This window comes from Psychrobacter nivimaris, assembly GCF_009812035.1.
GTDB lineage: Bacteria > Pseudomonadota > Gammaproteobacteria > Pseudomonadales > Moraxellaceae > Psychrobacter > Psychrobacter nivimaris.
In genome coordinates, this window is the sequence record NZ_VZIZ01000019.1 from 45,159 (window position 1) to 68,297 (window position 23,139).

The 23,139-nt window shown below is 43.1% G+C and carries 18 protein-coding genes; 9 read left to right on the top strand and 9 right to left on the bottom strand.

The genetic code is table 11. The features are described from left to right. Window positions 1-199: 199 nt before the first annotated feature. The 8 genes from rpe to ispH all read right to left on the bottom strand — a co-directional run bounded on the left by rpe (window position 200) and on the right by ispH (window position 8,928). Window positions 200-889, bottom strand: a complete 690-nt coding sequence (rpe, locus tag FQV37_RS08345; protein ID WP_160022287.1) for a ribulose-phosphate 3-epimerase — start codon at window positions 887-889, stop codon at window positions 200-202. A gap of 114 nt (window positions 890-1,003) precedes the next feature. Further along, a complete protein-coding gene (locus tag FQV37_RS14340; RefSeq protein ID WP_420877001.1) occupies window positions 1,004-1,285 on the bottom strand; it encodes a TIGR03643 family protein in 282 nt (93 codons plus the stop codon). A gap of 229 nt (window positions 1,286-1,514) precedes the next feature. Beyond that, window positions 1,515-2,405 carry an S-formylglutathione hydrolase gene (gene fghA / locus FQV37_RS08355; protein ID WP_160022288.1) on the bottom strand — a complete coding sequence of 297 codons (891 nt, stop codon included), beginning with the start codon at window positions 2,403-2,405 and terminating at the stop codon, window positions 1,515-1,517. A gap of 112 nt (window positions 2,406-2,517) precedes the next feature. Continuing rightward, window positions 2,518-3,999, bottom strand: a complete 1,482-nt coding sequence (locus FQV37_RS08360) for a C13 family peptidase (protein ID WP_160022289.1) — start codon at window positions 3,997-3,999, stop codon at window positions 2,518-2,520. Between the two features lie 317 nt (window positions 4,000-4,316). After that, a complete protein-coding gene (gene htpG, locus FQV37_RS08365) occupies window positions 4,317-6,278 on the bottom strand; it encodes a molecular chaperone HtpG (RefSeq protein ID WP_160022290.1) in 1,962 nt (653 codons plus the stop codon). Window positions 6,279-6,793: 515 nt separating this feature from the next. Then, the gene (locus FQV37_RS08370) at window positions 6,794-7,609 is read right to left on the bottom strand and encodes a thioesterase family protein (protein WP_160022291.1); all 816 of its coding nucleotides are present in this window, start codon (window positions 7,607-7,609) and stop codon (window positions 6,794-6,796) included. Window positions 7,610-7,663: 54 nt separating this feature from the next. Beyond that, window positions 7,664-7,912, bottom strand: coding sequence for a hypothetical protein (locus FQV37_RS08375; RefSeq protein ID WP_102092783.1), 249 nt, complete (start codon window positions 7,910-7,912; stop codon window positions 7,664-7,666). A 59-nt stretch (window positions 7,913-7,971) separates the two neighbouring features. Beyond that, window positions 7,972-8,928 carry a 4-hydroxy-3-methylbut-2-enyl diphosphate reductase gene (gene ispH / locus FQV37_RS08380; protein ID WP_160022292.1) on the bottom strand — a complete coding sequence of 319 codons (957 nt, stop codon included), beginning with the start codon at window positions 8,926-8,928 and terminating at the stop codon, window positions 7,972-7,974. Window positions 8,929-9,301: 373 nt separating this feature from the next. Here ispH and gmk point away from each other — a divergent pair, with 373 nt between their 5' ends. From gmk to FQV37_RS08420, 8 genes are all read left to right on the top strand, one after another. After that, window positions 9,302-9,928 (top strand): guanylate kinase, encoded by a 627-nt coding sequence (gmk, locus tag FQV37_RS08385; protein ID WP_160022293.1) that lies wholly within the window; start codon window positions 9,302-9,304, stop codon window positions 9,926-9,928. Between the two features lie 164 nt (window positions 9,929-10,092). Next, complete coding sequence (gene rpoZ, locus FQV37_RS08390) at window positions 10,093-10,353, top strand: DNA-directed RNA polymerase subunit omega (RefSeq protein ID WP_057761396.1); 261 nt, start codon at window positions 10,093-10,095, stop codon at window positions 10,351-10,353. A gap of 338 nt (window positions 10,354-10,691) precedes the next feature. Next, window positions 10,692-12,890 (top strand): RelA/SpoT family protein, encoded by a 2,199-nt coding sequence (locus FQV37_RS08395; protein WP_160022295.1) that lies wholly within the window; start codon window positions 10,692-10,694, stop codon window positions 12,888-12,890. 105 nt (window positions 12,891-12,995) lie between these two features. Then, window positions 12,996-13,376, top strand: a complete 381-nt coding sequence (locus FQV37_RS08400; RefSeq protein ID WP_160022297.1) for a RidA family protein — start codon at window positions 12,996-12,998, stop codon at window positions 13,374-13,376. A 161-nt stretch (window positions 13,377-13,537) separates the two neighbouring features. Beyond that, window positions 13,538-15,826: a primosomal protein N' gene (locus tag FQV37_RS08405; RefSeq protein WP_160022299.1), complete on the top strand. Its 2,289-nt coding sequence runs from the start codon at window positions 13,538-13,540 to the stop codon at window positions 15,824-15,826. Between the two features lie 229 nt (window positions 15,827-16,055). Then, on the top strand, window positions 16,056-17,237 hold the full coding sequence (locus FQV37_RS08410) for a cation diffusion facilitator family transporter (protein WP_160022301.1): 1,182 nt from the start codon (window positions 16,056-16,058) through the stop codon (window positions 17,235-17,237). Between the two features lie 307 nt (window positions 17,238-17,544). Beyond that, entirely contained in the window at window positions 17,545-18,249 is a 705-nt protein-coding gene (locus FQV37_RS08415) for a hypothetical protein (RefSeq protein WP_087815101.1), read from the top strand. Window positions 18,250-18,340: 91 nt separating this feature from the next. Next, complete coding sequence (locus FQV37_RS08420) at window positions 18,341-20,227, top strand: monovalent cation:proton antiporter-2 (CPA2) family protein (protein WP_102092778.1); 1,887 nt, start codon at window positions 18,341-18,343, stop codon at window positions 20,225-20,227. A gap of 58 nt (window positions 20,228-20,285) precedes the next feature. On the opposite strand, the gene FQV37_RS08425 is transcribed toward FQV37_RS08420, so the two are convergent. Then, the gene (locus FQV37_RS08425; protein ID WP_160022303.1) at window positions 20,286-21,215 is read right to left on the bottom strand and encodes a DUF2628 domain-containing protein; all 930 of its coding nucleotides are present in this window, start codon (window positions 21,213-21,215) and stop codon (window positions 20,286-20,288) included. A 201-nt stretch (window positions 21,216-21,416) separates the two neighbouring features. Between FQV37_RS08425 and trmB the strand changes: the two genes are divergently transcribed. Continuing rightward, window positions 21,417-22,256 carry a tRNA (guanosine(46)-N7)-methyltransferase TrmB gene (gene trmB, locus FQV37_RS08430; RefSeq protein ID WP_160022305.1) on the top strand — a complete coding sequence of 280 codons (840 nt, stop codon included), beginning with the start codon at window positions 21,417-21,419 and terminating at the stop codon, window positions 22,254-22,256. Window positions 22,257-23,139 lie beyond the last annotated feature (883 nt).

Below are 23,139 nucleotides of genomic sequence, written 5' to 3' on the forward strand. Positions count from 1 at the left end.
ACATGACTGACCGTTATATATAGCTGATTCAATTTAAAAGAGATACAAGGCAACTGAGTGCAGATGTAATGCAATACTTCAAGCGAGGTTAACGCTGTCGCTCTTTTATACGGGATTAACTATATAGTCATAAGTTATACAGCACATTCTAATATTATTATTGTATGGCTAATAGCGTTTATTAACCATTCAACACTTGCTAGCTGTTGTTTGCTAATGCCAACTCTGCGCGCATCTCATCAATAGCGGCTTTATAGTCTTCTTGGTTAAATATCGCAGAACCCGCGACAAACATGTCAGCCCCTGCTTCAGCAATCGCACGGATATTACTGGCTTTAACACCACCATCAACTTCCAATCGAATGTCTCGACCACTAGTAATGATACGCTGACGTACCTGACGGACTTTATCTAAAGTACTATCGATAAACGACTGTCCACCGTAACCCGGGTTCACACTCATTAATAAAATTTGATCTACTTTATCCATAACATAATCAAGATAATGCAGCGGGGTCGCTGGGTTTAATACCAAGCCACACTCCGCGCCGCCATCTTTAATCAGTTGAAGTGAGCGATCAATATGCGAGCTGGCCTCTGGATGAAAGGTAATGATGCTCGCCCCTGCTTCCAAGAACTGCTCAATCATACTATCGACAGGTGAAACCATCAGATGTACATCAATTGGCGCTTCAACACCATAGTCACGCAATGCCTTACAAATCATACTACCAAACGTCAAATTGGGTACGTAGTGGTTGTCCATTACATCAAAATGAATCACATCGGCACCCGACTCTAGTACCTTCTCCACTTCTTCGCCCAACCGCGCGAAATCAGCTGAGAGTATCGATGGTGCAATAAGATAAGGTTTAGCAGGACTGTTCATAATTGAGCTACCTAATTCATGTTTATATAAGATATTGATAAATTAAAAAGAAAATCCTAATTGGCTCACATATATTGCAAGCCCTTTATGTACTGATGTTAAATACTTAATGGTTTAGCGCTGCTTGTATTGAGTTTTGCAATAAGCACGGCCAACTTCGAAAGAGCGCTTTGCCTCATGTTTGGTGGCGCGATTGCTCACTCTCTGACGCCATAAGCTAAAAGATGACGGCTTTAGCTCTTGGCGCATGAGTTTGATAACCCCAGTCTCATCGAGACCATAGCTATGCTCTATAGCACCAAATGGCGTTCTATCTTCCCATGCCATCTCTATCACGCGAGATATTTGCACATCATCAAGTACTCTATCGCCAGCATCGTTGACAGTTTTTGCAATCAGCTCGTCTGACTTAGCTTGAGACACTTCATCATTACAATCATTGCTACGTTGTTTGTGTTGTAGAGCAGCATCCATATCAGCCTGCATAGTCGCTTTTGTAGAGCTCGTATCTGCTGACTTATTCTTTGGATTAGAAGCGGTCAAATCTTGATAACTTGCCATAAAAACCACCTGTTAAGCATGAATGGGATAGCGAAAAATGTATCACGATCATCTGAATGACAACTTAGCTCATTTGAGCCATGTGCCAATGATGTTCGATATGATCATTAATCACCGTTTGGATAAAATAATAACTGTGGTCATGTCCCGCTTGGTAGCGTAATGTTAAGGGCTGTTTGGCTCTTGCACAAGCGTCTTGTAGTTTAGAAGTCTGTAGCTGACCTTCTGCTAAGAAATTGTCAGCCGCGCCTTGATCAACCAAAATGCTCGAATACTGCTGACCGACCTTTTCAATCATTTGTGAGGCGTCCGCTTGCGTCCATAGAGCCTTATCATCGCCGAAGTACTCTGTATAAGCGGCTTGCCCCCATGCAGACTCACTAGCCGCACATACTGGCGATAAAGCCGATACGCTGACAAACTTACTTGGGAACTTAAACCCTAGCAACAGTGCGCCATGACCACCCATTGAATGTCCTGTGACACCGATACTGTGGATGGGAAACTCTGAACGTAGTAAGTCATATAGCTCATCAACGATGTAGCTTTGCATATTGAAGTTGTCTGACCAAGGCGCTTGGGTCGCGTCAACATAATAGCTTGCACCTTGACCGACAAAATAGCGCTCATCATTTGGTACATCGCTGTCTTCACTACTTCTGGGCGAAGTATCAGGTGCGATAAGTATCATACCAAGCTCGCTGCATTTTTGCTGAAAATGCGCTTTATGAGTGACATTATCGGCATTACATGTCAAACCTGATAGGTACAATATCGCAGGACAACGTCGTCCAGCCAGAGCTTCGTCAGGTAGATAAATACTAAACGTCATAGAGGTTTTGGTAGACGTCGACTCGTGACTATAATAATGCTGCTCACCGTTGAAACAGCGATTCACGCTTTTTTGGGTAAGCTGTTTATTGTTAGATAAACTATGACTATAGGAATTTTGCATGAGTGATATCCTTTTATTCAAAATAGAACCAATGGTGATGTTTAATAAATGCTCATCATCTAATAGTAAATCTAATATTAGAATTTATTAAATGCCAAATTATACTTTGTATTTATTCAGCGGCTATCTCTACTTCGTCTACCGACTGATTAGCAGCACTGTCAGGTAGAATACTAACCGTTGTAGAAGTAGCATTATTTGTAATACTAGCAACGGATGGCCGCGCCTTATCAAACAATACTTGCTCAAACGCAGGCAATGCCGTCTCCATTAAGCTACCAATGACCATTTGCGGCTCTGATGGCTCAAAGCCCATGGCGCTCTCACGCTCATTGACCCGTATACTGGCATCCTTAAAAGCCGACTCAAAACTGGTATTCCCTCGTAGACTTTCAGCAAAAAACGCTTGACCAAAATAGGTCATCTCAGCTGTGTTGGTGCAGCCAAACGATGCTTTGTCAGCGGCTGACGCAGTAATCACTACCGTGGTTGGCGATGCCAATTCGTCAATAAACGAACCTGAGTAGCAGGCAGACACCACAATCACACGCCAGCGGATACCAGATGCGTCTAGCGCGTCACGCAACCATGCAGCATCTAAATTATCCATCGCAAGCGGCGGATTTGCCAATTGAACGATATCCTGATTACCATGTGAAGACAACGTCAGGAACAACACGTCTTCATCCGCATTCATCTGCTGACCGATTTTCTTTAGACCGCGCAAAATGCTGGTCTTAGTAGCGATTGGTTCATCTAGCCAGCTGTAAGTATTATTGATCAGCGATAGTGAATGGCCGCTAGTACCAAAGCGCACGTCAAACAGCTCGCGCACTTTATTAATCTCAGAACGAAAGACGTTTTGATCAGAGAATCCTGCAACTCCCATAAAGTACCAGTCAGTTTTGCCATCGATACTTGGGTCTATACTATCCAATGCTTGCTGTAATAGGCGTGGCTGCTGATATAGTGCCGCCTCTTCTAATACAGGCTCTACAGGTATTTGCTTAAAAATTGGCTGGTCTGCGACATTACGCTGCCAGATGGTCAGCAACGCTACTGCACCAACCAATACAATGATTCGCTCCCACCATGGTATGCGCAAACGACGGGAGAAAATCCACAATAGAGCTAGCGTTTGCCATAAGAACAATACTAAAAACAGTACTGGTAAGAACGAATAACTCCAATTTGGCAACCAACCATAGCTACCAAAAAACTGCACCAAGCTCTGTAATAGGGCTGATAATGTATCAGCGACCAACCACAATACTACTGGTACAAATACCAATGCTTGGTTGCTGGCTCGCCGAGCCAAAATGATACCACCAAGCAAAATAATCATCGGCCAGATCAAATAACTGACCAATCCTTGCTCATTGAATATACTGCCACTTTCAGCAGCTAACCATGAAAATAAGACATTACTACCAAGCGCCAATAGTGCAAATACGGCAAACTGTACAAAAGTAGGTTTAACCCAAGAAAAAGCCCGTGTTGAGCCCACTAGCATCCACAAAGTTGCGATAATATTGGCAGCGAAATTAAGCGAAAAACGCTGGAGCGATACGGTTTTTAACGACGTAAGTGACAAAGACTTAGACCTCTAGCCAGTCGAGAAAAATAAAATGACCCAATGATAACTATCATGATGTCGTCGCCGCTTGATGTAATCGACTTACGATTTTTTCACGGCTGCAGACATCTATTTATATTGAATTCACGATGGAATGTTTATCGAAGATGACTAGCATTGACTAATAGTTTAGCTCGCTAATCTATCGCGATTGTAACGGATTGTCGGTCAAGAGGATAAGGATGATTTGTAAAATTCATTCAAATATGACCATAAACCTCAATAAAAAAGGAGGCCTTGCAGACAAGACCTCCTTTTACATCAATTACCAGACATTATCTCATCAATAGCTCATTGACGCGTTTTAGATAAGCGGCTGGATCATCTAGCTGACCGCCATCTGCCAATAATGCTTGATCAAAAATGACTTGCGCCAAGTCGTCAAATTGCTCACTGCTCTCAAGCTTCTTAATGAGTGGATGGTCAGGGTTTACTTCTAGCGTTGGCTTACTTGCTGGTACGTCCTGACCCATTTGCTGTAGCATCTGAATCATTTGTGGTGATAGCTCACCTTCACCTACAACCAAGCAAGCTGGACTATCGACCAAACGAGTAGACACTTTGACGTCTTTAGCACGCTCGCCCAATGCAGCCTTTAATTTATCAACAACAGGCTTAAGTGTTTCTTGAGCTTTCTCTGCTTCCGCTTTTTCTGCTTCATCTTGCAAGTCGCCTAGGTCTACTGCGCCTTTCGCGATGTTTTGCAGCGGTGTCTTATCGAATGAGGTCAAGAAGTTCATTGCCCATTCATCAACACGGCTGGTCATCAAAATAACTTCGATGCCTTTTTTCTTGAATAGCTCAAGTTGCGGGCTGTTTTTCGCAGCGGCTAGATTATCAGCGGTGAGGTAGTAGATGGCTTTTTGACCATCTTTCATACGACCTTTATAGTCTTCAAAGCTTGTTACCAGACCGTCTTGCGTGCTGGTGGCATAACGCAATAGCTTAGCAATACGTTCTTGATTGCCTGCGTCTTCGCCTAGACCTTCTTTGATGACATCACCAAACTCTGCATAGAACTGGGCAAATTTCTCTTGCTTGTCACTGTCTTCGCTATTAGCAAGGCTTGCGAGTAAGGTCAAGATACGGCGAGCGTTACCATCACGAATAGATTTTACATCACGTGACTCTTGTAGTAGCTCACGGCTCACGTTCAATGGCAAGTCTGCTGAATCGATCACACCTTTCACGAAACGCAAATACATCGGTAGCAATTGCTCAGCTTCGTCCATGATAAAGACGCGCTTTACATACAGCTTTAGACCATGCTGCTGCTCACGAGTGTATAGATCAACTGGCGCTTTTTTAGGAATATATAGTAGTTGCGTATACTGTACGCGACCCTCTACACGGTTATGTGTCCAAGTAAGCGGCGCATCCATGTCATAAGAGATATTCTTGTAAAAATCGACATACTCATCATCTTCAATTTCAGAGCTTGAGCGAGTCCATAGTGCACTGGCTTTATTGATTGTTTCCCACTCATCAGTGAGTACCATCTGGCCACCAGCAGGTGTGTCGTCGTTTTCGTCTTCTTTTACATCTTCTTGCCAGATCTCTTTACGCATTTGAATCGGCAAACTGATATGGTCAGAGTACTTATTAACCAAGCGCTTGATTTTACTGCGGTCCAAGTAGTTATCTTCACCCTCGCTATATTCTTCTTTTAGATGCAAAGTAATCGCCGTACCGCGCGTGTCTTTGGTAATAGGTTCAACAGTAAAACTACCAGTACCATCTGATACCCAGCGCACGCCTTTATCCGCAGGCTCGCCCGCTTTACGTGATTCGACACTGATGGTATCAGCCACAATAAAACCTGAGTAAAAACCAACACCGAACTGACCAATCAATTGTCCGTCTTGTTTCTGTGATTCAGACAATTTGTCTAAAAACGCCTTGGTGCCTGATTTAGCAATCGTACCTAAGTTTTCGATTGCATCGGCTTCGTTCATACCAATACCATTGTCGGTAAAGGTAATAGTTTTGGCTGCTTCATCGACGGCGATGCGGATTTTTAATTCGCCATCATCTTCATAGAGGCTATCATCATTTGTGCCTTCAAAGCGCAACTTATCACAAGCATCCGACGCATTAGATACCAATTCGCGGACAAAAATATCAGCGTTAGAATATAGTGAATGCGTTACCAAATGCAGTAACTGCGCCACTTCCGCTTCAAACGTATGTTTTTTTAATTCTGGATTCAGACCTTCAGCTTGAGTTGCTTCACTCATAAAAACTCCTTTAAATTCTATGAAAGACCTATGATCAGATAACGATACACTTACTAAAGCCGTTCTCATAATGTTAGAGAACCTGCCGTATGCAATACCGTTAAACTGTCTATACTAATAGGGGCATTGAGAAAAAATTCAAGCTCAAAAGCCCTATTCAATAAAAAACACCGCGCTGGTTTACCAAGGCGGTGTTCTGGTATCAGTTGTTTGCTTGGTTATTTAATTGCTCAGTTATTTTCTGATATAGCAATCAAAGCGCAAACAACAGCAACTATTCTGAATATGCTTCTATCAATATATCCCAAAGAGTCGTCAGCTTTTTTGAAAATTGAGTATGGTTTTTCATAGTAACCTCTATGTCGATTAACATCGGCTTGTTAGTAATATTATCTTTTTAGTAATATTGACTTGTTAGCTACTATTAAAACCATTTCCCTATTATTTGTATAATTAATTGATTATAACGTATTGTTTCATTTTTCAAAATTATAAACTGGCTGACTCTTAGCCGTTTAACGTGGCATCGGACGAATAGTAAGGATTTGCTCACTACGACCAAAAGGCCCATGTACATCGTGCAGTACCGCACTGGTCAATCCGATACCATCATCGCCATATTGTTGTACAGCCTCGATACCGAGCCAGCGACCTTTTGGCGAGCGATGCATATGGATTTGCAAATCAGTATTGGGGAACATCCACTCTAACTTAGATAAACCAAGACCCAATCTTGGTACAACACCATTGGCAGTATCGACCATACCTAACAGATGCACCAAGTCATCAGTCGGCTTGCCTTCAATCATGTCGAGATCATTAGTAATCCATACCATACCGCGACCAGAGCGACGGTCTTCTGTCGCTACTAAACGCACGCTTTCAATAAAACCGCCCGGCCAGCCTTTCATACCTTCCCAAACTGGCAATTCTTCAGGTTTGTATTCTGCTGGTTGATCTTCAAGTCCGGCAATCTCACTGGTATCTTGAGTAATCAGTCGCCATGCTCTTGCTATAATGGCGTCACGGCCACGGCTGCTCATGACCGCTTCAATCAGCTCAATAGTCTTACCTGGTCGAATACAGCGAGTAGTAATAGTAAAATCGTCAAGCGGTATTAGCCCCAAGATATCAAGACTCACACGTGCGATACGAATATTAGGTTGTGGCGCAAAGCTGTTAATCTCGGCTGTTAATAGGCCTGTTGCTGGCGCCATGTGCTGCTCATGCTCATTCCAAGCACCTTGAGCATGCTTGGTTGGCTGATAATACGCAACACTGACACCGTCTTCTTGTAATTCTCGTTTGATAAATTTGTAATAAGCAGTCATAGCTATCCTATATTTGGCACTTTCACTTGTATTTTTTATTTATGCTTGTACTTTCTATTTATGGATAAGCTCTTGTTTTCTTAGCGTGAGAATACGGCGAGCTTTTTGTAAGAAGAATAATAAACAGATCATAACTACTGCGAGCATCGCGTAGAAAAAGCTTTTTTCTGCCATAAACTTCATGATATTCATAAACAATACGAAAACCACTGCTGCCATCACTAGCATATTGAGTTTTAGTTGCTTGTTGACTTCAGCGAGCGTGGCCTCTGCCAATACAAATCTGGCTTTTGGTTCTTTCATGCGACCTTATCCATATAAATGATGGTTCATACAAATATAAATACAAACACGAATATTAGTTACTTACCAACCTGAGTAACAGGAATCCGCAGCGCTTTCGGCAGACTAAACGTTACATTTTCTTCAATACCAGATAGCTCACTAGGCAGATCACCACCCCAGTCTTGAAGCTGTTGCAATACTTCTTGGATCAACACTTCGGGCGCAGATGCACCAGCGGTCACGCCTATACTCTGCACACCATCTAACCAACGCTTGTCCATCTCACTGGCATTATCGATTAAATACGCTCGGCAATTCATACGCTCAGCTAGCTCTCGCAAGCGATTGGAGTTTGATGAGTTTGGCGAACCAACTACCAAGACCACTTCACAGCGACTGGCCAAATCTTTTACCGCATCTTGGCGGTTTTGAGTAGCATAGCAAATGTCGTCTTTGCGAGGGCCTTGGATACTAGGGAATTTTTCACGCAGCGCATCGATAACGCGCGCAGTATCATCCATCGACAAGGTTGTCTGAGTCACAAATGCCAAGCGTTCGGCATCTTGTACGGTCAACGCGGCCACATCACTCTCATCTTCGACCAGATGAATTTGTCCACCATGGCGACGATTAAAGCGCCCCATAGTACCTTCGACTTCCGGATGTCCTGCATGTCCTATCAACACGGCATCCATCCCATCTTGCGCAAACTTTGCCACTTCGATATGTACTTTAGTCACTAACGGGCATGTTGCATCAAACACCGTCAAATCACGACGCTCAGCCTCATCTTCAACTGCTTTGGAGACCCCATGAGCGGAGAAAATAACAATGGATCCGTCTGGTACTTCATGAAGCTCTTCAACAAATACCGCACCACGATTGGCCAAGTCTGACACCACAAACTTATTATGCACAACTTCATGACGGACATAAATAGGCGGCTCGAAACGTGTCAATGCTTCATTAACAATCGCAATTGCACGGTCCACACCAGCACAAAATCCACGGGGATTGGCAAGATAAATTTGCATAAAAAGGCCTATCATTGGATAATTTATAGTTAAAACGTATTTTTGAATTTTTTATTCAAAAGTTGGGGCGAAATCAATGCTCTACTTTAGCATAATTTGCTTTTGTCGCTCTCTAAAATAGCTGTCTACTCATAGCAATATTTTGTGGGCAAATCTCAGCATGCTTACGACATATTGAAAAACCAGCTTTAACTTGTATAAAAGCAGTTTATAATAATGCATCTATTATAATTTCTATCGCCATACATGATGGCGTTTTTTATTTTTTCCAGTCTTTGTTTTTGGCTGAGGCACTGCTTAACTTTTTATCAACACGCATTTATTACAATACATTTTACGAGTTACTAAGATACCCTCTATTAGGATAAATTGTATGACAGGTTCATTATTCATCGTTACTGCCGCTTCAGGTACTGGCAAGACCTCACTGGTTAAGCAATTGCTTGCTACCACCAATGACTTGACTGTCAGCGTCTCTCACACCACTCGCGCACCACGCCCAGGCGAGATTGACGGTCAGCACTATCATTTCACAGATACCGATAGTTTTACCAATGGTATCAATGCAGGTCTATTTCTAGAGCATGCTGAAGTATTTGGTAACTATTATGGCACATCAGAAGAAAGTGTACGTACCCAGCTAGCGGCGGGTATTGACGTGATTTTGGAGATTGACTGGCAAGGCGCGACGCAAATCAGAAATATCTTTCCCGATGCCATTATGGTTTTTATTCTACCACCTAGCATTGCGACATTACGTCAACGTCTCTCAACCCGCGCGCAGGATTCTGTAGAAGTTATAGAGCGCCGTCTAGCTGGGGCGGTCACCGAAATGGCACAATATGTGAATGCTGACTATGTAGTGATCAATGATAATTTTGATGTAGCCTTAGCTGAGCTAAAAGCCATTATCGTGGCCGACAGACAGACGCTTGGTCGTCAGCAGCAGCGCTATCATCGTACGATTAGCAACTTGCTAAACACTCAGGCAGAAGAGTAAACTACGCACAAGCAGCTAATCTCGTAAGTAGATATAAAAAGCAACTACGCGACTTGGCAAAAAATGCTATAATATTTAGCTATCCCCCTTTATATTTTTGATATTATTTTTATTGAGTGGCGGGCAAGGTCCGTTACTAATAAAAACAACCGAGGTAGCTATTTATGGCACGAGTGACGATTGAAGATTGTTTGGATAATGTTGATAATCGCTTTGAGCTAATTTTGGTCGCAAGCAAACGCGCCCGTCAATTGGCCAAAGGTATTGCCGAGCCGTTGGTTGACGTTGATAACGACAAGCCTACAGTATTGGCACTACGTGAAATTGCCGCTGGCAAAATCACACGCGACATCCTAAATCAGCCAGAGCATAATTTTGCTACTAGCTCATTAGATTTAGCATTGTCAGGCGACCACAGCTTCTAATAAGCTGTTTTGATAAGATGTATTTTATAGAGCCAATCGTGTTTTTATAAAATAATACACATCTTGATCAACTATAGAGACCACAGCATAGGCTGTGGTTTTTTGGTTGTAATAATAATGTATTGGCTATTTTGGTCACCATTTATCCCCAAAATAGACCACTGAGTGAAATTTTTTCATCGCCCACACGCTTATCAGTTGACATTGAAAGCGATTTGCGATTAATTAGAGAATGGCGTACTCATCCTTAAGTTTTGTATGGTAGGTCATTATTTAGCCTCCATTTGCTTCGGTAAGTGGCCCAACAAGTAGGTCATGGAAAATAGGATCATCATTTTATGAGTCAAACCCTACCCAAACTCAGTCATCACCTCGTCGATGATGCTCAATATAATTTACTACGTTCGGTAGGTTATCTCACTGCTGCTGAGCGCCGTGATATTGTTGATGCTTGTGAGTTCGGAGATATTGCGCACATTAAAGACAAGCGCAAATCAGGGGAACCTTATATCACGCATCCAATCGCTGTCGCTGAGATACTAGCGGGCTTTCGCTTAGATCGAGATACCATCATTGCAGCAATCCTGCATGATACGGTCGAAGACACCGAAGTTAGTGATGAGCAAATCAAGCAGCGTTATGGTGAAATTGTATCAAGACTGGTCGATGGTGTGACCAAGCTAAAATCTTCTTCGCATAACAAGCAGCAAAATAAAGCGGCCACCTTTCATAAAATTCTGACCGCTACCCTCGCTGACCCGCGTGTACTCATTATCAAGCTTGCTGACCGTCTACATAATATGTCTACGCTTGACGCAGTACGTCCTGAGAAGCAGCGCACCACAGCTCAAGAAACCCTGGATTTTTATGTGCCATTTGCACGATTAATGGGTCTGAATGATATTGCTGACTATATCGAAGTATTGTGTTATCGCAATTTAGACTCTGATATGTACAATAAGCTGTCCGATAAACTGCTACAGCATGGGCTTGGACGAAACTTTCAAAGAGAGTCCATTCATCGTTATTTGAGTATCGTGCTAAATAACTTGGACCTCAATGGTCTGGTCAAAGTCTTAGACAATCGCGTGGTCATATATCGTCAATTTTTCCGCAATCGCGGTGAGATTAATGCGCTACTGCGTCACTACGCGTTTGAAATCGTCCTCGACAATATCGAAGCGTGCGATAAGCTGGCCTATTATTTGATCAAAAAATATCAGATTGATGATACCCATATTGCGGATAATATTCGTCGTCCGCTGCCAGGTGGTAACCAGTCCCTCACCCTCATCTATGAGCGTGACAATGATGTGGTAAAAGTCACTATATTGACCAAGCAAATGCAGAGCGCTGCAAGACTTGGTGTCATCGGTGCAGAGCACGCATCTGATGTGAGTCAGTCGGTTATCCAAGCGTCATTGCGCAACATGAAAGATTTGGTCGATGAAGATAATCTGAATGAAAACAGTCCTGATTTCTCAGCAGCGGTCTCTACTATTAATGAGCTGATGGATTATCTGCACTCTAGTAAAATCATTTGCTACAGTCCCCAAGGGCGTGCTTACGAGCTTCCACAGGGTGCAACAGCGCTAGATTTTGCCTACGCGGTCGGGCCTATGATTGGTAACGTTGCCGTTGGTGCAAATATCGATGGCAAAGCTGCAAAGCTTGGCACCGTGGTAAAAAATGGACAGTCCGTTGAGATAGAAGTGAATAGCCACTCAGAACCGAAAGCAGAGTGGCTGGGATTTGTAGTGACTAACAAAGCCCGTGAAGAGATTTTACGTTGGTTCAAAGATCTGTCTGTCACTGACAAACAACACCATGGCAGGCAAGCATTGGATCGTGCGCTCCGAACGCATCAGAAAAGTTTTGATGATTTGACAGACGCAGACTGGAAAGACCTGACTGAATGGCGCGGTCTGACAGAAAAAGATGCGTTATTTGAACAAATAAGCTCAGGTACACTACTTCCTCAGCTAGTCGTGACACGTTTGTTTAGCGATGAGCTGAGCGATCTACAGGCAAAAGTACATAGCGATGACATGACCCAACCGCAACAGTTGATCGCTAATGCTGCTGGCGTCGAGCTTGATTTTGCCAATTGCTGTCATCCGATATATGGCGACCCTATCGTAGGCCATTTATCACGTCATGGTTTGGTCGTTCATCGTCATAAATGTTTCTCACTGGACGATATCCGTAAAGACAATCCTTATCAGGTGATCCAATTGCGTTGGCGCAATGACAATGCTGTCAAACAAGGTGACATCGGCGAGCATGACTTAAAAAACAGCGGTAAGATTCGTTTTCCTGCTTATTTAAAGCTCTCTATTGCGCTTAGTGACGAGCAAATCAGCGAAGTTATCTATCAATTACGCCAGCTCAATATGGGTGTTGAAACCGTTGATGTTCGCAATACTGATACCATTATTCATATCGTAGTACGTAGTCGCAACCACTTAGCACAGGGCATTCGTGAACTACGCTCGCTGCTAGGTTTCCCTAACATTATACGGTTATATCAATTATAATAAGCACATTTGCATCACTGCTATAGTCGTGATGCAAATAGCTAAAATAGAACTGCTATTCTAGTAGCAATGAATCACTCACATAAAATATAAAAGGGACACCCCATGACTCGTCAAACCATCCAAACTGATAAAGCACCTGCAGCAGTCGGCACCTATTCTCAAGCTGTAAAAGTCGGCAATACTGTCTATATCTCAGGTCAGCTTGGTTTTGATCCTGACACGATGGAGCTAAAAGAAGGTTTTAAAGCACAGGCTGAGCAAGTATTTGAAAACATTAAAGCTATCTGTGAAGCAGCTGGTGGCAGTCTAAATGACGTGGTCAAATTCAATGTATCTTTGACTGACTTGAGTGATTTTGCTGTCTTGAATGAAGTGTTTGTCGCCAATCTAAGCGAGCCATATCCTGCCCGCGCTGCCGTCCAAGTAGCTGCCTTGCCTAAAGGTGGCGTGGTAGAAATTGAGTCTATTCTTTATATCGAATAAGATGATATTTGATGCTTAATATTAGGTGCTCATTATTAAGTGCTCATTTTAGCAACAGCCTATAAGTCATATCACAATAAGCTTAGCATCATGCTAAGCTTATTGGTCTCCGTTCTATTATTCTGATCTCATATTCACCTAATAAGACTGCGAAGCCGTTTATGTTGGTACAAGTTGCTCTGCCCGTTCCCCTTTATCGGGTGTTTGACTATAGATTACCAGCTGATATGCTTGCTTTGCCAAACAGTGCGATACCGCAAATCGGCAGCCGTGTCGAAGTTTCATTTGGTCGTCAGACTCTGATTGGCATTGTGATTGCTCATATTTCACAAGACGATAGCAGCGTACCTGTCAATAAAATCAAACCCATTAATAAATGTCTAGATGCTGAGCCTATTTTGAACTCGGACATGCTCAAGCTTGCCTATTGGTTAGCGCGCTATTACCATTATCCACTTGGCGACGTGTTAGCAGTTATCCTGCCAAGCCTTGTTCGTCAAGGCAAACCATTAGACTTGCTGATTACCCATTGGCGCATTTTGCCTCATATCACTGATGATGATTTTCGAGCCAATGCCAAGAAACAAAAGCAGCAGTTCGATATGCTAAAGCTACATGGTCAGCACGGCGCAAGTGAAGATGTATTGCTACTAGAAGGGATGCAACGATCATTTTTAAAGACGCTGGAAGATAAAGGGTTAGTCGAGCGCTATATTCAGCCAAAACAAGCACCTACTCCAGTTAAACTGGCAAAAATGCCACTTGATCTCAATGATGAGCAGAGACTTGCTGTCGACGCTATTATTGCTGCCCATGAGTCCGATACTTATACTGGTTTTCTGCTCAACGGTATTACTGGTAGTGGTAAAACCGAAGTTTATCTGCAAGCGATGCAAGCTGTACTAGAGGCTGGTAAACAGGTTCTTATTTTAGTACCAGAGATTGGCCTCACACCGCAAACACGAGCAAGATTTGCCAGTCGGTTCGCCGCCCACATTGTGTTATTGCACTCTGGCATGACCAATACTCATCGCTTACAAGGTTGGCAAGACTGCCGCACGGGTCATGCACAAATCGTGATCGGTACACGTTCGGCTGTGCTATATCCTTTTGCAGACTTAGGCTTGATTGTTGTTGATGAGGCGCATGATGGCTCGTACAAGCAGCAAGACACATTACGTTATCATGCCGCTGATGTTGCTCTCTATCGAGGTTTGCAGTACAAAATCCCTGTCATACTCGGCACTGCCACACCTTCTCTTGAGCATTTAAAACTGGTCGATGATGGCAAACTAGTAGAATACCAACTGCTTACTCGTCCAGGTAATGCCAAGCCTGCAACCATGCAGCTGATTGATGCTCGCTTGCAAAGTACCCATCAACAGGCTCAAGATGACGGTGCGCGCTATGATACAGGGCTGACGGATGCCATGATCGGGGCGATACGGCAAACGCTAGAAGCCGGTGATCAGGTATTAATATTTTTGAATCGTCGTGGCTATGCGCCTGTTCTCTTATGCGAGGCTTGTGGCTGGCAAGCAGATTGTCCGCGCTGTGACGCGCACCTGACCGTTCACTATAACGGCCAATCCCAGCGAAACAGTTATTCAAGCAACTCTTATTTGAAATGCCATCATTGCGATTGGCAAGCCTATATACCTACCGTATGCCCTGATTGTGGCAGTCAAAACCTAGACGCTAAAGGTATGGGAACGACAAGGCTCAGCGAGAATCTACACGCAATCTTTGCCAATCCTCAAACCAGCAAAGAGCTCTATCCGATTATTCAAATAGACCGTGATACCACAAGACGCAAAGACAGCTGGGAAAATATTTACGAGCAAATCAACAAAGGCAACCCTGCCATATTGGTCGGTACACAGATGGTTGCCAAAGGTCATCACTTCCCCAACGTCACGTTGGTTTGCTTACCCAATGCCGATCGCGGATTTTTATCAGCAGATTTTCGCTCACCAGAGCATACCGCACAGCTCATGATTCAGGTGGCAGGCCGTGCTGGTCGAGGTGACAAAGCTGGTCGCGTATTGATCCAAACGTTGCAACCTGATAACGAGTTACTATTAAGACTGGTCAAAGATGGCTACTTGTCATTTGCACGTGAGTTACTGCAAGATCGTCAAATGATGGGCTTACCTCCTCATCGACATGCTGCCTTAATACGCTGTGAAGGCAAAACATTGGCAGCTACTACTCAAGCGCTCAAGGATGCTATTGCGCATTTGCCTAATGCTCATAACCTCGCTGTTCTCGGTCCTATTGATGCGCCCATGAGTAAAAAGAACAGTCGCTACCATGCACAGCTTTTGCTACTGGCTAAAGATCGTCGTCAATTGCATCATGTGTTGGGACAGTGGTGGCAGCCAGTGCTTGCCCTACCAAGCGCTAAATACCTTAAACTTACTTTGGACATTGATCCTGTCGGTTGGTAGTTCTCATTCAGCTCTCAACAAATGGGCGCATATCTTTCTGCTCATCTCCTTATCATTTTTACTTCGTCGTTACAGCTTCTCATGCTTGGCTATGTTAAATTTATAACTATCAAATGGTATGCGATAGAGGCTCTACGCCTACCTATAGCAAACATCACTTATTAGTAAACGTCACTTATCAGTAAGCATCATCTACCGAACGCAACTATCAGCGAATTTGAGTATTATTATGAATCCAAATAATCCAAACTCTGACGAGCACAATCATAGCCAACCGCATGATAATACGGATGTGCCTAAGTACATTCGCGAAGATGAAGAAAATAACTACACTCAGGAAACCCAAGGCCATCACGATCATGATGAGCATCTAGAGCAAACCACCACAGCACGAGACACCAAGGGCTATCAGCGTACCTTGCTGTTCAGCTTTATTATCATTACTGGTTATATGTTTATCGAAGCCATTGGTGGTTGGCTTACCGGTAGTTTGGCCTTGCTATCTGATGCAGGGCATATGTTAAGCGATGCGATAGCGCTTGGTGCCACTTTGGTCGCATTTAAAATCGGCGAAAAAGCAGCCACTCACCAGAAAACCTTTGGTTACAAGCGTTTCGAGATATTAGTCGCTACGGTAAATGGCGCGACACTTGTGATAATCGCCTTAATGATTTTTTATGAAGCGATTAAACGCTTTAACTCACCGCCAGAAATTGCGACCCAAGGCATGCTTATCGTGGCGACTATCGGTATGTTAATCAATATTCTGGTCGCTTGGCTAATGCACCGAGGTAGTCAAGGTGGCGAGTCACACGGTCATAATCATGGTACAGATGATGACAAGGTCACAGAGCAGAAACCGAATAATGCAGAAACCGTTAACCTTAATATGCAAAGTGCTTATTTGCACGTATTGAGCGATTTATTAGGCTCAGTGGCTGCGATTATCGCTGCACTACTCATGATGGGTTTTGGTTGGGTGTGGACAGACGCAGTGGCATCAGTAATTGTTGCCGTACTTATTTTAATCAGTGGCTACCGCGTCGTACGTGATTCTGTGCATATATTGATGGAAGGGACGCCTGCCAATATATCGCTAGTCGATCTGGAGCAAAAATTACTCGAAGACGCTCAAGTACAAAAAGTACATGACCTACATGTTTGGAGTATTACTAGCGGTCTCAATGCACTCTCTTGTCACGTGGTGGTCGATGGTGAAATGAGTATCCATGAATCAAATATTCTAATTGCCAGTCTAGAACAAAGACTGCTAGAGCTTGGTATTCACCATGCTACTATTCAGGTCGAAAGCTCGTCTCACCCGCAGAATATCTCACATAGCGATGCATTGGTTTGTGATATTTCGGGGCAGCTGTCTGATGGTAATAGTCATATTGGTCATAACCATTGACGATACATTTTCAGCTAAGTGATTGAATAAAGAAGTCAGTAACTTGAAACACGACCTAACAAATACAAGTATAGGCATCTGATACTGGCTTACACTAAAAGTTACGTAGAATTAGAACTAGAATCTAGATCACATTAAAGCAGTCGTGATTTGCGACAATCTTTTGTTTTATTCAACTTAAAAAAATTAAGTCCGAATCGGCTTATGTGGTTATAATAACTATTATAAAGTTTTGTTTAGCACCCCAGTTAATTTTTATAATCATACTTTTTGGTATTTTCACTCTATCTATTGATGATACAACACTATGTCTAGACGCTCAGCACCCTTTGTCGCCCCAGACTATATCGATGATCCTGCATCAAAAGATGGCAAAAAACACGCCAAAGTTTTGTTATCGACATTGCAAGAAGACATTGCAAACTTTCGTAATGAACAGTTTCCGCCTGATATTTTGCGACAAATTCGCGATATGCCTATCTACGAAGGCAACTTAGCCGAAGTCCAGACTTATCAGCAGTGTTGGCAAAATCTGCTTGAGCGCGCCAAGGATTTTTATCCAGCGGCCAACATGCCACCTGACTATCTACCGCTCCCTGCCAGCCTTGAAATACCACAATTCATCTATCACGTTCAGCGTCTACATTTAACTAAGACACGCGCTAAAGAATCTAAGAGCTTTGGATCAGTAGGTGCTCTGACGGATAAGTGTGGTCAATATACGGATGATGAAATTGAGCGCATGACAGCGGTGCTAGATAACGACGAGGAAGCGCGACTGGTAGCGCATCGTGAATTTATCGATTTGCGTGCTTATGTTTTTTGTCGCGATAGTAAGGGCGAGATGTTAGAGCCTGAGCGGGTGCGTTTTTATCGTACTGGTCTGATTGTACATGCCCTGCCTGACTTTAAGATTGTTGACAGTCGCCAGACACCGCGTAAACGCCGCAACGATGCTTATAATAATCCGCTTGCAGACAATGGTGTGTGGAAAATTTATCGCAAAAAATAATAGATACTAGCGCGATATCGTTTTAGCCATACTGATTTTAGTCACGTTCATTTTATATTGTGTATTTTATTCAAATTTTTAAGGAGCCCAGATGTTTGCTGCCGCCGCCGGCTCACCAAATCTCATGTTGCAAGCCACTATCTTTTTGGGAGCAGCATTGCTCTTTGTCCCTCTCGGTAAACGCTTCGGCATTGCAACGGTTTTAGGCTACCTCATCACTGGACTCATATTGGGCCCAAGTGGCTTGGATGTGGCAGGCGACGCTGAAAGTCTATTGCACTTTTCAGAGTTTGGCGTGGTCATGCTGCTGTTCATTATCGGGCTTGAGCTCCAGCCTTCGCGGCTCTGGGCATTGCGCCGCTCTATATTTGTATTGGGCGGTTTGCAGGTCGGTTTGACTGGTACGCTACTGATGTGGCTCCTACATCAGTTTTTCTCCTTACAACTAGATACCGCCTTTATTGTTGGTTTTGGTTTGGCGCTATCCTCTACCGCGTTTGTACTACAGATACTGACTGAAAAGCAGCAGCTTTCGAGCACGCATGGTCGAGAAGCCTTCACCATTTTATTATTCCAAGATATTGCAGTCATTCCGTTGTTAGCAGTCATTCCGTTCTTATCAGGGGTGCGTGAGCAAAGCTACGATTTGATTTATTTTGGTAAGGTATTTGCTGTCTTTGCCGGTCTGATTTTTGCCAGCCGTTATGTGGTTCGACCATTCTTTAAATTTGTGGCTTCCAGTGGTGCATCAGAACTACTGACAGCGGTCGCCCTATTTATCGTGATGGGCGTATCTATCTTGATGGGCCAAATCGGTCTATCAATGGCGTTAGGTGCATTTTTGACAGGTGTGTTGTTAGCAGATTCTGAGTATCGTCACGAATTAGAAGCCAGTATCGAACCTTTTAAAGGATTGCTACTAGGTCTATTCTTTATGTCGGTCGGTATGCTTACCGACGTCAAACTCATTTTGGCAGAGCCCATCTTTATTATTGGCTGTGCCCTCGCCTTGATGTTTATCAAGTTTGCAGTGATTGCAGGTATTGCCAAAGTATCGGGCAATCGCTGGCCTACCAGTATCCGATTGGGCGTGACCTTGGCTCAAGGTGGTGAGTTTGCCTTTGTCCTATTCAGTGTCGCCACTGCCCAAAATGTCTTGCGTCCTGAACTTGCTAATACTCTTAACCTTGTCGTTACCATTTCGATGGCGCTAACACCTCTGGCATTCTTATTGTTAGAAAAAGTAGGTGAGCCGTTATTTGCCAAGAGTAAACCAAGCCGCGAATACGATACCATTCCCGATCATGAGCATCAGGTCATTATTGCAGGCTTCGGCCGCGTTGGTCAGATTATTGGCCGTGTACTGCGCATGCATAATATCGAATTTACCGCCATTGAACGCTCAGCAAACCGAGTAGATTTTGTAAGAAAATTCGGTAACCAAGTCTATTATGGCGATCCGAAAAACCCTGAAATTCTACGAGCGGCTGGTATTCAAAAAGCGCGAGTGTTTATTCTCGCTATCGATGACTTAGAACGCTCTATCACTACTGCTCAGTATCTTCGTAAGAATTATCCTGAACTGATTGTATTAGCAAGAGCACGCGATCGTCAGCACTATTATCGCTTGCGTGAGGTTGGCGTGCGGCACATTTGGCGTGAGACCTATTTGTCGTCTTTGGACATGTCACGTGAATCACTACAGTTATTAGGTATCTCACCAGAAAAAGCGCGAGAAACAGTAAAAACATTCCGTGATTATGATGATGACTTGATCGAACGCCAACAAGCTATCTACGATGATGAAGCTAGCATGATTGAATCCGCGCAATCAGCAATGGCTGAGCTTGAAAGCTTGTTTGACGAAGATATTGGTAAAGCACGTAAAATGGATTTGACCGATTTTTATGAAGCGTTAAAGAGCCAAGCAACACCAGTTGAGGAAAAGAATGATACTGCAACGGACCCTAAGCATTAACCCTAAACAGTAGCTCTCAGCACTAGCAACATCTACAAGCACTCGTCAAATACAGCCCCTAATCAGCTATGCAGTTTTTAGGGGCTTGTTTTTTATTCAGTGAGCTGGTGCAATCCCAATTATCACTGTCTGGTATATGATAAAAGACCAGCGTCTGCTCGTTTAAATAGCGTATCGGAAACGTCACGTTCTGAATCGTTGCTACTACCGCACAGTCGGTTTCTGTTACGCCAGCGGCCTGAGTATCGACATGCATGCGTATTTGCTGCTGTTCGGTACTCAGGGGCAGGTTTACTGGACACTGCCCTGTCTGCTGATAAATCAACGCCACTCGATTTTGGGCATTCTTTGCAATATCATAAGCATCAAACAAAACTTCATTTGCTTTTGGCTTAGCAATAATCGGTAAAAACTGCACCTTAATCACCAATAGCGAAAACGCAAAAAAACCAAACCCCAATGCCAGTCCAAATAAGCTAACACCGCCTTCTCTTTGCAGATGTGCCTTCTGTGCTGCCTCATCTCGCGGATAGTCATTTATCGCATCAGCGATCTCACGCCTTGCCATTCGGTAGTAATACGCATCTGTCCAACGTGCCACCATAAACGACCAAAATAGCCAAATAACAGCGGCAATACCGATACGTGTTGCCATCTGATAAGCATCTGGGACATAGGACATCGCTACAAACTCAAAAGCGACTAGCACTAGTGCCACATTAAGCTGGATAAAAGACCACCCTGCGACACTATAGACAATCGCATCCATATAGCGCTTGCGATATAGCAGCCAAGGGAAAGTGATAAAAAATGCAGCCCAATGCCATTTTGGTGACAGATAACCTTGCTGATCAAACTGCTCAAAGCGTTTGAGATAATAACGCTGGCTACGATTACCGATGAACCATTTGTCTAACTGCTTACGTTTAGCAGGTGTTAACGATTCTTGATAAAATGGTGGCGGTGAATCTGTCTCGATAAATAACATGGCAACACGCTCTACTTGCTGACTCTTAGAAAAAGCATTTAAAAGATACCATTATATGATAACGCTAAAACCCGTGTGTAACATAGAGAAACCCCAGCACTGACCAGCAAATACGCGAAAATAGGATTGTCCGTTCACAGTTGTATGGATTTGACTTATAATAAGCAAACATCACCCACCTAATTAAGCCTTACGAATCCTATGAGTCAACATTCTGATATCAATGACAACGTCAATAGTACCGATACTACTGATGAGCAAACCCTTAATAGCACAAGCGAGCCTATCAATAACGATAACAGCACTAGCCAAGAGATAGAACCGACCTCTGACAAGCATATCCGCATCGTCAATACGTTTATGAAGCGCCGTACGCACATGAACAAAAATGCTGAGCTTGCACTAACTGCTCCAGAATTTTCTGAGTATTTGGTCAATAACAGTTTTGGGGATGGCGATCTTACCGGTATTGACAACCTACGTACGTTATTTGCTGATAGCCCTAACGGCGCAGATGCACCGCTTACGGTAGAGATTGGTTTTGGCTTGGGTGATTCGTTTATTGAAATGGCGGCCGCTGACCCTACTCGTAATTTTGTCGGTGTAGAAGTGCATGAGCCTGGTATTGGTAAATGCGCTTATATGGCTGGCACCCAAGATTTGAGCAACGTAAAAATCATCAACGGTGATGCCATTCAATTGCTCAAGCAGCTACCAGAAAACCATATCGACCGTATTCAGCTATACTTCCCTGATCCATGGCAAAAGAAGCGCCACTATAAGCGTCGTTTTGTCAGTCCTGAACGTATGACTATCGTTACGCGCAGCTTAAAACAAGGCGGCTGGTTCCATACAGCAACTGACTGGGAGCATTATGCATTTTGGATGGTTGAAGTATTGGATGGTTTCGTTGGACTAACCAACAAAGCAGGTAAAGGTAACTTCACTGAGCGTCCTGACTTTCGTCCAATGACCAAGTTTGAGCGTCGTGGCCTCGATCGTGGGCATGGCGTCTGGGATTTGATCTATATCAAAGACTGATTAATACAGCTCTACTTTTAAGTGTTTTGACAAAGCGGCTATCTGATGTAGCCGCTTTTTTATGGCCTTCTATAGGCTATAGAAAATATCTCTAAAAATACTAGACATTATATGCATAACTATGTCTTCTGACATCTTAGGTGTATATCTTGAGTCATACTCCTGACTTTTAATGCCTATAGTATGATTATGCGTAAAAAAAGATAAATTTATAATTTGTGAAACATAGCGCTCATAGCGTTGTTTGTAGACAAAATAGTACCTGTAAAGTGATGAAAAACGAGATATAGAACCCGTTCCCAACACTAATAATCTACGTAAACTTATGTATTATAAGGCTTTACAGAGTTCTCCCCATAAGCTGTGGATAACCCTGTGTATAAGTCACCACTTGACAAGTTTATAGCTAAGCAACTTAAAGGATAAGGTAAAATCGTTCATTTTTTGTACAATTTATAAAACCTTTAAAATCAAATACTTATATTAAATTCACACACATAAAAAATTATTTTAAATAATTTTTAAAATAATTTAATTCTTCATAATGTTTCACAATTAGCGAAAATAAGCCTTTTATTTGTTGTGGACAACTCCTAAATCTATTGACAAGCATAGTCATTATCAGGTTCAAAACAACAGCGACCTATCGCATCATTTCTATAGATTTTCAGCGTCATACCATACGACAGATAGTGTCGTCTAGCATCCCTCAACGCTCATTATAGTGCTTTGCTTTTGTTATAATTACCTTATCAAATCAACAGCGTTAAGAAGTTGAGTCGAGTAATTAGCACGCCAAGTCTGACTCAAAAACAACGATAACGACAGTGTATTACGGACTTATTTTTACTTCTCTCGCTATTTAATTTTACTGTATAGTAGA